An 11513-nucleotide genomic window follows, 5' to 3' on the forward strand; every position below is an offset into this window, starting at 1 on the left:
TATATACTATATTAATTCTCTTTTTGGTTTTAATCATCAATGGCGCATGGTCAGCAGAATCGTCTGTCCTTTTACAATCCGGTTGCCGCTTGGAATGGACTGGCTTTTCACCCGTCCCACGCCGCTTATTCTTACTTTCAGACCTTTGCTTTCCAGCAGGTAGACGGCATCTTTGGCTCCCATGCCGATGACGTTGGGCACTGTGGCTGAAGATACTACCTGGTCTTGCAGGATTACTGCCTCCGGTGCAGCCTGGGTGTGTCCCCACAACTCCTTCCGCTTCTGGCCGGAGAATTGTTTCTGAACGGGGACATTCAATTCATTCAGCACATAAAGCGCCTCGTTCATTTCCCCGCCTTTCACGGCAGGAATGACGTTGGTAGTGCTGTCTATGGCATTGCGTATATCAAAACGCAGGTCTTTGGCATAAACTCTTTCTGCAATCTTTCCGAATACGCTACCTGCCATCAGACCGCCCGAAGCGGGAAGTCCCGGTTTCTGTATGGAGACGATGCAGCTATACTTCGGTGCTTCTGAGGGGAAATAACCGCAGAAGCTCACGAGGTAGTTCACCCGTCCCGATTTGTATCCGGCGGCTCCCTGCGAAATCTGTGCCGTACCCGTCTTACCCGATACGGAGAACTGCTTGCTTCCCGCCGGCTTTGCCAATCCTTCGGACACTACTTTCCGCAGGATTTCACGAATCTGTTCCAGGGTGCGGTCAGAGCATATTTTAGGATTGATGACTTCCGTAGGATATTCCTTGATGACTTCGCCGTCTTTCACTGCTGCCTTCACGAACTTCGGGCGTACCATCGTGCCGTTGTTGGCTATGGCATTGTAGAAGGTCAGGATGTTCATCGGCGGCACTTGGGTTTCATAACCGATGCTCATCCACGGCAGGGTAGTCTTGGCAAAATAGCGTTCTTTCGGACCTTTGATGTTCGGCTTTCCTTCGCCGGGTATTTGCAGGTGCAAGGGCTGGTCGATGCTCATGCGCTTCAGTCCGTCCACATACTTCTGCGGATTGTCCTTGTAATGCTTGTCGATAAGGTAGGAGACACCCACGTTGGACGAAACTTCCAGGATGCGTGTCACGTTTATCTTACCGTAGCCGCCGCGGTGCCAGTTGTGGTCCCTCATCTTGCTGCCGTACATGTTCATGATACCGTTGCCGGTGTCCACTTCAGTGTCCGGCGTAATCTTTCCGTCTTCCAGTGCTACCATGATAGAGGCGGTCTTGAAGGTAGAACCCGGTTCCAGCATATCGCTGATGGCATTACTGTTCATTTCGTAATAGTTGCCGTCACCTGCTTTCATCATGTTGACGATGGCTTTTACTTCTCCCGTGGCTACTTCCATCAGTACGGCTACGCCTACGTTGGCATTGATTTCTTTCAGCTTGTCTACCAGTGCCTTTTCGCAGATGTCCTGCATGCCCACATCGAGTGTGGAAACAATGTCGCAGCCATCCACCGGAGGCAGGTCTACGATGTTGAGGTATTTGTTCATTACCTTTTGACGGTGAGTGATGCCGTCGCGGCCTTTCAACAGGGTATCGAAGGCAAGCTCGATACCGTTACGGGCTCCCATGGCGGTATCGGCGTAGAGGCGTCCCAGGGTTTGGGCAGCGAGAGAGCCGAACGGCTTCTTGCGTTGGTTGTAAACCTGTTCGTGGAAACCGCCTTTGTATTTGTTCATCTTGAATACCGGCAGCCGCTTTGCTTCCTTGTATTGGATGTAGGAGATACGGCGGTTGCGGTTGGGCAGGATGTTGTAGTTCCGGCTTTTCATTTCCCGTCCCTTGCGCAGATGGTTCTTGAAGGTGTTTACGCTGACGTCGGGGAAGATTTGGTTGAGCCCGATGCAGATAGAATCCAAATTGGCTTTCCAAATGGAGTCTTTGCGCTGCTGGTCTTTCTTGCGGCGGGCTTCGTCCCGTTCGCCGGACATGAAGTCCATAAAGATTTTATATTCGGGCAGCGAACTTGCCATCAGTTTGCCGTCCGAAGAAAGGATATTTCCCCGGTTGGGCTTTACCGTTACATTCTCTTTCACGAAACGATCGGCTACGTCGTGCCAGTATTGTCGTTCGGCAAACATAATCATGGCGCCTTTCACGACAATGGCTATCCCCACCAGTCCCAGAAGAAGGACGACGAAGGAGTAACGGGTCATTATATTTTTCTTATTTACGGCCAATTTTATCTACTGTTTACGTTTTACAATCTTATTTCTTTATCAGATACGGCGGATGGGTGGAGGTCTGCAAATCGCTCTCTTTGGTTGATATATATTCCTCAATGCGCGATTGCCGGCTCCGTTCCATCAGTTCCGAGCTGCGTGTCAAGGCATCGTACTTGATGTCTATAAGCTCTTTCTTGAGCCTGTCTATTTCTATCATCTGCTGCTGGCAGGCGTAGCGATTGTGTATATAGAACAGAATAAGTACCATGATGAGGACTATCAGCTTGGTCTGCCGACGGAAAAAGTCAGTAGCCAGGATGTCGCCACCAATGATATTCTTCAGTGAGGTGCGCTTTTTCGCCTTTTCAGTTTTCTTTCCTTCTTGTTTATTTTCCATTTCACTCATCGCTTTATTACTTTATCGCCTTATCGCTCTGTCATCTTATTCCTTTATCATCTTCTCTGCAATTCTCAGTTTGGCGCTTCGCGAACGTGGGTTCCGCTCTATCTCTGCTTCGTCCGGAACAATCACTTTGTTGTTCACCTGCCGGAAAGGAGTCAGCACGTTTCCGAAGAAGTCTTTTTCCGCCTTGCCTTCCACATTGCCGGTCTTCATGATATTTTTTACCATGCGGTCTTCCAGTGAGTGGTAAGTGATTACAACCAGCCGTCCACCCGGCTTCAGGGCTTCTGTGGCGGCATACAGCATCTCTTTCAGCGCTTCCATTTCCTGATTTACTTCAATGCGCAGGGCTTGGAATACTTTTGCCAGCTCTTTCTTCTCGCGTTCGCGGCCGAAGAGAGGTTTGATGATTTCCAGAAATTCGCCGATGGTTGTTATCTTCTGCGTGGTGCGTGCCTTTGCAATGACGGATGCCAGTTTGCGGCTGTTCTTCAGTTCGCCGTACAGGTAGAATATATCTGCCAGGCGTTCTTCACTGTAAGTATTCACTACGTCGGCAGCAGTGGCACCGGCGCGCTTGTTCATGCGCATGTCCAGCGCTCCGTCAAAGCGGAAGGAGAACCCCCGCTCGCTATCGTCGAAGTGGTGGGACGATACGCCGAGGTCGGCAAGTATGGCGTCCACTTCTTCAATGTCGTGATACCGTAGGAAGTTATGCAGATAGCGGAAGTTACTGCGCACAAATGTAAAATGCGGGTCGTTCACAATGTTACGTTCCGCATCCTCGTCCTGGTCGAACCCCAGCAGACGTCCTCCGTCTCCCAGGCGGGAGAGTATCTCACGGGAATGTCCACCACCGCCAAACGTAACATCTACGTATGTGCCGTCCGGTCGGATGTTCATTGCGTCTACGCTTGGCATCAGCAGCACCGGGATATGGTATGTCGTTTCTTCTTTCATCATCAATAGCTGGTTGTTAGTCATTCATCACTTTGGCGTCTTCTCTATTTTCGCCCTCTTCTTCGCAGATATTCTCTTCTCCCAGCAGCCCCTCAAGAGTTTCGCTGAACTCTTCGGGACTCATGAACGGTTGGTCTGCACGCTCTTTTGCCCATATTTCGATGGTGTTGTCCATGCCGATAAAGCGTACATCGCTTTGTATGCCTGCCATTTGCAGGTAGCGTTTCGGCAGCAGGATGCGTCCGTTCCCATCGGGAGTCACCACTTCTGCATCGCTCACAAACTGGCGGAAGATGGCTTGTTGCTTGGCGTTCCACTTGTTCAGTCTCCGCCGTAGTTGGTTTTGCGTGGCAAACCATACGCTTTCGGGGTAGAGCACCAGGCAGTCCTGATATACGTCTTTACGCAATACGAGTCTCTCTTCGGATGCAGCCTGCAGCTGTTTCCGGAAGCCGGCAGGGATAAAAACTCTCCCTTTCGCGTCTGTTTTAGCTTCGATATTGCCTAAAAATTGTATCATTTCTCACCTTATTATAATAAGCGACGGTAAAAATACACATTTCCCCACAATTCCCCACAATCTTTTAACTAAAATCTTGCAGAGAAGTTTTCAACACCATGTTCATTACTTATTTGTTTGATAATGAAGCTACTTTTGAAATGCTTTGTTGGTGGGGAGTTGCTGTAAATTTCCTTCGGTTTCACTGACTTTTGGGTGAGGAGGTGGATGTAAGGAACTCAGAAAAATGATCTGTCCGTTTCTCGAAAACGACAAATAGAACAATTTTATCTGCCTCTTACCTCCTTCTTACCCGGTTCTTACCCGAGTCTTATCTGCTTCTTGTATTTTCCCACTCTATAGACAGGGAGAAAGTAGGGAGAAGGTCAGAAAAAGAAGAGAAATAGAACAGAAGAAGAATCCTTTTTGCAGGGCTACACCCTTTTGCCCGGATGGTGTAGCCATTTGCAGTAAAGGGTGTAGCCATCCAACGTATAGGGTGTAGCCCTGCAAAATGTACCTTACAGATACTTCTGAGAGGGATGAAAGGGATTTCTCGTGGCTGTGACGGAAATATTCTTATTTCAAAATAAGAGGTGAAGCGAACGAAGATTTTGAGATTTTCGGGTATTTCCCATGAAAAGATTTTGAGGTATCGGGAATCATATCTATTATTTCAGCATGTCTTCCAAAGAAAATCCCTTCTGAACCAAATTGTATTTAGAAAACTCTTTAGGCAAGTTCGCCACTTTCTGTGCCAGAAGTGTATAGCTGATTTTATCCGCGTTGCGCTTAACTTCAGCTACAATACCGTCTTTTTCGAAGTCGTTTAATGCAATTAAATCAATCTCGTTCTCTCCTTTATTATCCCAATAGTTACCTACTTGAGTTACAGCCGTGGTTTCAGCAATTCTTTCACGAAAATACTTCTCCAGCATCCAACCACTATATTGTACGTAATGGCTTTTGATGTATTCATTGAGCAGGTCGTATTTCTCCAATTCAATGACCGATTGGTAGGGATAGATAAAACGAAACCAGAAATTCAGGAAGTTATCTGACATGAACCAACGCAGATTCCTTGCTCCGGGTTTGGACAAGAGGGGAAGGCGCTTCTGAATGAGTGAATAATCCTCATAGAGATTTTTCAGATACGGACCGCTATTCTTTCCGATGATGCCGTCTATCTCGCTTTGGCGGGAGTTCCCCGAAGCAATCAATTGCAAGATAGAAAAGTAGGTGCTGTAATCGCGCCCGAATTCTTGTATCAGCATATCCTTGCCTTCTGTCAGTAATGGGGAATCGGGTTGTGTTACGAAGTCTATCATGGCATCTTTGGTACAGGCACCGGCATCCATTAATAAATTTACGTATTTGGCTACTCCACCGGTTAATGTATACAGGCATAGTAAGTCCTCCGGTGTAAATGAAGGATTGTAATCTTGCAAGATTTCTATGAGCACAGAAGTCTTAAAGGGCTTTAGGATGAATTTGGATGTCAGACGTCCAAACAAAGGCTCTTTACGGTCTTCAAAGAGTTGCTTCATCAGAGAATAAATAGAACCGCAAACAATAAGATTAATTTTGGCTTGCGATGCATACTGGTCCCAAATGTTCTGTATACCGCTGAAAATAGAAGGGTTAACACGGTCAAAGTCTTGGAACTCATCAATAATGAGTGTGAAATGTTCCCGTGAAGCATATTGCATCAATGACTCGAATAATTCTATAAAACGGTTGGGAGTGCCATAAATAGGAACGGATAATTTCTCTGTTATTTCTTTTTTGAAGGCCTCACACAATAGTGCTTCATTGGTGCGCGAGACGAACAGATAAATGTATCGTTTCCCTTCAAAGACTTTTCGCAATAAGGTTGTTTTGCCTACGCGTCTACGTCCCATAATGACAGTGAAGCAGGCAGACGAAAGTGATTTCTCTTCCGTCCGTTGGAGCAATTCTATTTCTTCTTCGCGATTATAAAATCTCATAGTTTATCAGACTTATTATTAATTTAATCGTCATTAATTTAATGGCCATTTAATTATTGCAAAGATAAAAAGTTCACTGTGATAAACAAAGCATATTGTGGATATTTAAACTGATCGAGCAGATAATCGACAATATTTCCTGCCACAATTTGCATATCTTATAAAATTTCGCGAACATTGTATTCTGTTAACCGACTTCGGATATTCAATTGTTTGTAACACCCATGAAAAAAGCATACCATACTTTTGTGTCCGAACAAATAAAAACATTATGACGGAATTTACTGATGAAGCTGTGCTGTTGTCGGAAATCAAGCTGAATAACAAAGAGGCTTTTGAATTTCTTTTTAAGAAGTATTATCCTCGGCTGCAAGGGTATGCTATTCGTTTTGTGAACGACGAAGAAGTGGCTCGGGACATAATTCAGGAATGTTTCTTAAAGTTTTGGGAAAAGCGGGAGCTGCTTTCTGCAGTCTCTGTTACCTCTCTTTTGTTTGCCATGGTGCGCAACAGCTGCCTTAATTATCTTAAACATCTTTCGATCATAGAAAAGCATCAGATAGAATATCTGGCAAAGCAGGAAGGCGAAGAGAGGCTGTACTATGCCGACTTTGCAATGGATGCCGAATATGGCCTTTTGTACGATGAGTTGCAGCAACAAATAAAGATTGTGATAGACAATCTGCCAGAGCGTTGCCGTGAAGTATTTATCATGAGCCGTTTTAAGGAACTGAAGAACCGCGAAATAGCAGACAAACTGCAAATCTCGACCACTGCGGTGGAGAAACAGATAGCCAAAGCACTGAATATTTTCTCCAAGCACTTCAAGGACAAATATCCGATAGACGTCTACATTATGGTGCTTGCCTGGGTTATTTTTAATGAATGAAAGTTTGGGATATAGTATATTAGGAAAGCAGGAAATGAAAGTTTTCTGCTTTTTTTTGCTTTGGCAGGTTGGGTAAGAGAAATTATAGTTGTTACATCTTATAGAAAGGCAATAACACTTATGAAAGAAGAAATTGATATTCAGGCATTGGCAATCCGTTATTTTGAAGGTAGGATTCAGCGTACGGAGGAAGAACGCTTATTCCGTTTTATCCGGGCAAGTGAGGAAAATCACTCACGGTTCAAGGCTTGGGAACATGAATGGCTGCTTTCTTCTGTGGCGGATGAAGAGACTGAACGTGAATGGATGAGATTGCAGAACAAGATGCGCGTTCACGAAGCGGTAACTCCGATGCTGATATCTTCCAAACCGGTATTCTGGAGAAAGATTGCCGCCGTTGCCGCTATCGTAGTGCTGACTGCCGGGGCAACCTTAGGAATATGGAATACGGTTTCCTATCTACAACCGGAGACTTACTTCACGCTGGAAGCGCCTTACGGAGAGAAAAGCAAAGTTACTTTGTCGGATGGTACGGAGGTATGGCTGAATGCGGGTTCAAAGTTGCAATATTCCAATAAATTCAATAAAGACAATCGTATTGTAAAGTTGTACGGTGAAGGGTATTTTGAAGTAAAGAAGCATGAAGGAGAGCTGTTTACGGTAGAAACGCCTGCCTATGCAGTGGTTGTAAAAGGTACGAAGTTCAATGTCTCTGCCTATCCGGACGATTCGTTTGCTTCTACCACTTTGATGGAAGGACATGTGGAACTTCTGTACAATAAGCAAGTGCTGAAAATGACTCCCGGAGAATCTTTACGCTTGAATCGGGTTTCCGGCAAGTTCCTGCGTGAAAAGGTAAATGCACCGCAGGCCAAGGCTTGGGCCGAAAATAGGTTGGAATTCGATCACATCACGCTGAAAGAGCTGGTTCAGAAATTGTCACGCCAGTATGATGTGAGGATAGAATTGGAGTCGGAGCAACTGGGAGACAAGGCATTCCGTATCTCACTTCGCAATCAGGAGACGATAGGAGAAGTGATGGATGCTTTGCAGAAGCTAATCCCGATTACTGTAGAACGAAAAGAAGAATATATATATATCAGAGAATAAAACATGTTTTAGTTTCAACCTTTTAAATTTAACACTATGTCTAACATTTAAAAGAACTGTTTTTTAAGTAACAACAATTCTAAAATTATTCCTATGAACAACATGAGAAAACCATTATGTAGGTTGCTTTTATTGGTAACCCTATGCATACTTTGTGGTATGGCGAATGCTCAGACAGTGAGCAAAGACTTTAAGGCACAGCCTCTTAAATCTGTTCTGAAGGAGATAGAGCAACAAACGGGGTTGTCTATTATCTATGAAGTCCAGGATGTGGATGGAAGTAAAAAGATAACAGAATCTTTTAAAGAGGTGCCTGTCGAGAAGGTCCTTTCAGCTATTCTGGGGCCTGGCTTGGAATTCACGATACAGAATAAAATGATTCTGATTTCCAAAAAGAAGGTGGCAGGCCAATATGAGGGGACTCCCAAAGATATTAAAGGGAAAATTACTGATGAAAGGGGGGAATCCATTATCGGGGCAACCATTCAGGTAAAGGGAACATCCAATGGTGCAATAACCGATATAGACGGTAATTTCTCTTTGACCGGTGTGCCGTCGGATGCTACGATTGTGGTGTCGTACATCGGCTATGGTAGTCAGGAACTTCCGGTGAGGGATAGGAATACGTTTGCCATCACTTTGGTGGAAGATTCCAAGCAGCTGGATGAGGTGGTTGTCATTGGTTATGGAACGACTACTGTGAAAAGTTCTACCGGTTCAATATCTTCTGTTAAAGCGGGTGAACTGCAAAATTATCCATCAACCAACTTTGCCTCCGCGCTTTCCGGTAAGATGGCAGGTGTGCAGGTATCGATGCCTTCGGGCACACCGGGAGGTAGTCCGGTTATCAATGTTCGCGGCGTGGGAACTCTGACAGCCGGGAGCAAGCCGTTGATTGTAGTAGACGGGTTTCCTCTGACGGAAGGATCGGATATCAATAGCATTAATATGAATGCCATACAGTCTATTGAGGTCTTGAAAGATGCAGCTTCTACCGCTATTTACGGTTCAAGAGGAGCAAATGGTATTATCATGATTACAACCAAAAGCGGAAAAACCAGTAAACCCACCGTTACTCTTTCGGCTACTTTCAGTTTGCAGCAACGATATGACAAACTTGAACTTGTAGATGCTTATGATATGGCTCAGTATATGCTTGAAGCACGTAATACCGGTTATGTGAATAAGGACCCGCTGAAACGGAAGGAAACGGATGATACGGCTACGAGAAAAGCAAATGGAGCCTCCAAGCGCGAACTTATACCGGATTATCTTTACCCCTATCTGAATGGACAGAAAGGGCTGACTAATACTAACTGGCTGGATGAAGTATTTCAGTTGGCACCTATGCAGGATTATAATATATCTGTAAATGGCGGTTCGGAGAAGGCATTTTACTCACTGTCGGCAGGGTATATGAAGCAGGAAGGTATCATCATTGGTACTGATTTTGATAAATTCTCTGCAAATGTTAACTTGAAACTGATGCCTACCAATACGATAACTCTTGGTTTCTCTTTCTCTCCCAGTTATTCCAAGCAAAATACTTTTGATGAGGATGCCATGAGCAGTAACTTTCTGAATATTGCTACCGGCATATATCCTTTCTTCGCTCCATACAATGAAGATGGAACGCTGGCCATATCAGAGCAGATTAATGCCAATGTCGATACAGATGGCGCATTGTATGAAAATCCTGTTGCAATAGCCAAGAAAGTAGACCGTAAGACGGACCGGCTCAGACTCTTTGGTAATATGTATGCCGAAGTGAAACTATTCAAAGACTTTAAATTCAAAACCAATATCGGAGCCGATTATGATGCCTCAATCTATAAATTCTATACTCCGGCAGATATCGGGAAATATCGTGCTGCCGCCCCTCAACCGATAAGCGCTTCTCAAAGTAATACGAACAGAAAGAATTACCTGATTGAGAATACCTTGACTTACAACAAACTTATCAAAGAACATACTATACAAGTCTTGCTGGGGCAGTCTTACCAAAGAGAAGATCAGGAAATACTGAAAGTTACTGCTACCGACTTTGGCGATAGCTCTATCAAGAATATTGCAGGAGGGAGCTCGTTCAAGGTAGAACCTTCACAGTACGCTTGGGCCATGATTTCATATTTTGCACGTTTGAATTATAACTGGCAGGATAAATATATGTTTAGTGCTTCTATGCGTAGGGACGGTTCGTCACGGTTTGGTAGTAATACGAAGTGGGGTATGTTTCCGGCTTTATCTGCTGCCTGGCTGATTTCTAATGAGAAGTTTATGAAGAACAGTTCGGCGATTGATTATGCTAAGTTGAGAGTTAGCTGGGGTAAATCCGGTAATAACCAGATTGCGAATTACGGCGCCCAGGCTTTAATGTCATCCAATGATTATTTGTTTGGTGGCTCTTTAGCCCCCGGTACAGTTATTAATTCATCTCCCAATCCCGATTTGTCTTGGGAAATGACGTCCACCTGGAATATTGGTTTGGATGTTACTCTGTTCAAATATCTGGGTATTAATGCAGATTTTTATTTGGCTAATACCAATGACTTACTGTTAAGTGTCCCCGTACCCCAACAATCAGGATATACTACTTCCTTGCAAAATATTGGCAAAGTAAGAAATACGGGTTTTGAGATACGCTTTTCAACGGCTAAAGATGTTAACTTGGGACCCATTGCATGGAACTCGTCATTGAACATGTCGACTAATAAGAATAAAGTTCTGGCACTTGCTCCCGGACAAACTCAAATTATTGGCAGTAAGGGGTTCTCTATAACGGAAGTCGGAAAATCTATATCCGAACTGTATGGATATGAAGTTATCGGTATTTATAAGTCCGAAGAAGATTTTAAGAAATATCCCGCTATGGCAGGTACGCAAATAGGTGATTATATCATCAAGAATCAAAATGATGATAAGGTTATTGATACGAAGGACAAAAGAAGCTTCGGCTCTCCACTTCCTAAAGTGGTATTAGGCTGGAACAATACATTCCGTTATAAGAGTTTTGAGTTGGCATTGGATTTATATAGTGAATTGGGTAAAAAGCTATATAGTACTGCTTTGGCTACGTATATGGATACAGGTGAAGGTTTCGCTGTTACTACAAAGGAGTATTTTAATAACCGTTATCATCCGGTCAATAATCCTAATGGAACTTATGCAACTCCTAATATGGGTAATTTCTCTAATGCACGTAAGGAAGCGCGTATTTCGAATAAGTTCTTTTATAATGCTTCAAACTTAAATATTCGTAGTCTGAAACTTTCTTATGAGTTGCCGTCTTTGTTTACCAATCGTTTGGGAATTCAGAGAACGCAAGTCTATTTCCTTGCTAATAACTTACTGCTGCTGACGCCTTATAAGGGGATGAGTATCAATGGAAATTCCACAGATGCACTGAATCAGGGTTTGGAAAGTTATAACTATCCTTTGCCGCGTACTTTCTCTTTGGGATTGAATATAAACTTTTAA

Annotated in this window: 8 protein-coding genes; 3 read left to right on the forward strand and 5 right to left on the reverse strand. The window is 44.2% G+C overall.

Annotated features, from left to right (window positions below):
* Positions 1-36: 36 nt before the first annotated feature.
* The 5 genes from AAE250_RS01550 to AAE250_RS01570 all read right to left on the reverse strand — a co-directional run bounded on the left by AAE250_RS01550 (position 37) and on the right by AAE250_RS01570 (position 6037).
* Positions 37-2178: a penicillin-binding protein gene (locus tag AAE250_RS01550; RefSeq protein WP_294595260.1), complete on the reverse strand. Its 2142-nt coding sequence runs from the start codon at positions 2176-2178 to the stop codon at positions 37-39.
* A 52-nt stretch (positions 2179-2230) separates the two neighbouring features.
* Positions 2231-2593, reverse strand: coding sequence for an FtsL-like putative cell division protein (locus tag AAE250_RS01555; RefSeq protein ID WP_294595258.1), 363 nt, complete (start codon positions 2591-2593; stop codon positions 2231-2233).
* 36 nt (positions 2594-2629) lie between these two features.
* Positions 2630-3550, reverse strand: a complete 921-nt coding sequence (rsmH, locus tag AAE250_RS01560) for a 16S rRNA (cytosine(1402)-N(4))-methyltransferase RsmH (RefSeq protein ID WP_294595553.1) — start codon at positions 3548-3550, stop codon at positions 2630-2632.
* Positions 3551-3566: 16 nt separating this feature from the next.
* Positions 3567-4070 carry a division/cell wall cluster transcriptional repressor MraZ gene (mraZ, locus tag AAE250_RS01565; RefSeq protein ID WP_294595256.1) on the reverse strand — a complete coding sequence of 168 codons (504 nt, stop codon included), beginning with the start codon at positions 4068-4070 and terminating at the stop codon, positions 3567-3569.
* 650 nt (positions 4071-4720) lie between these two features.
* On the reverse strand, positions 4721-6037 hold the full coding sequence (locus tag AAE250_RS01570; RefSeq protein WP_294595254.1) for an ATP-binding protein: 1317 nt from the start codon (positions 6035-6037) through the stop codon (positions 4721-4723).
* Between the two features lie 271 nt (positions 6038-6308).
* Here AAE250_RS01570 and AAE250_RS01575 point away from each other — a divergent pair, with 271 nt between their 5' ends.
* The 3 genes from AAE250_RS01575 to AAE250_RS01585 all read left to right on the forward strand — a co-directional run bounded on the left by AAE250_RS01575 (position 6309) and on the right by AAE250_RS01585 (position 11513).
* Complete coding sequence (locus AAE250_RS01575; RefSeq protein WP_294595253.1) at positions 6309-6926, forward strand: RNA polymerase sigma-70 factor; 618 nt, start codon at positions 6309-6311, stop codon at positions 6924-6926.
* A gap of 120 nt (positions 6927-7046) precedes the next feature.
* Complete coding sequence (locus AAE250_RS01580) at positions 7047-8036, forward strand: FecR family protein (RefSeq protein WP_294595251.1); 990 nt, start codon at positions 7047-7049, stop codon at positions 8034-8036.
* Between the two features lie 102 nt (positions 8037-8138).
* Positions 8139-11513, forward strand: coding sequence for a TonB-dependent receptor (locus tag AAE250_RS01585; protein ID WP_294595250.1), 3375 nt, complete (start codon positions 8139-8141; stop codon positions 11511-11513).

The sequence above is a fragment of the Bacteroides sp. GD17 genome, assembly GCF_038448625.1.
GTDB lineage: Bacteria > Bacteroidota > Bacteroidia > Bacteroidales > Bacteroidaceae > Bacteroides.

Coding starts and splice junctions, on each gene's coding strand:
- AAE250_RS01575 (WP_294595253.1), top strand. CDS start 6,309: ATGACGGAATTTACTGATGAAGCTGTGCTGTTGTCGGAAATCAAGCTG.
- rsmH (WP_294595553.1), bottom strand. CDS start 3,550: ATGAAAGAAGAAACGACATACCATATCCCGGTGCTGCTGATGCCAAGC.
- mraZ (WP_294595256.1), bottom strand. CDS start 4,070: ATGATACAATTTTTAGGCAATATCGAAGCTAAAACAGACGCGAAAGGG.
- AAE250_RS01585 (WP_294595250.1), top strand. CDS start 8,139: ATGAGAAAACCATTATGTAGGTTGCTTTTATTGGTAACCCTATGCATA.
- AAE250_RS01555 (WP_294595258.1), bottom strand. CDS start 2,593: ATGAGTGAAATGGAAAATAAACAAGAAGGAAAGAAAACTGAAAAGGCG.
- AAE250_RS01550 (WP_294595260.1), bottom strand. CDS start 2,178: ATGACCCGTTACTCCTTCGTCGTCCTTCTTCTGGGACTGGTGGGGATA.
- AAE250_RS01580 (WP_294595251.1), top strand. CDS start 7,047: ATGAAAGAAGAAATTGATATTCAGGCATTGGCAATCCGTTATTTTGAA.
- AAE250_RS01570 (WP_294595254.1), bottom strand. CDS start 6,037: ATGAGATTTTATAATCGCGAAGAAGAAATAGAATTGCTCCAACGGACG.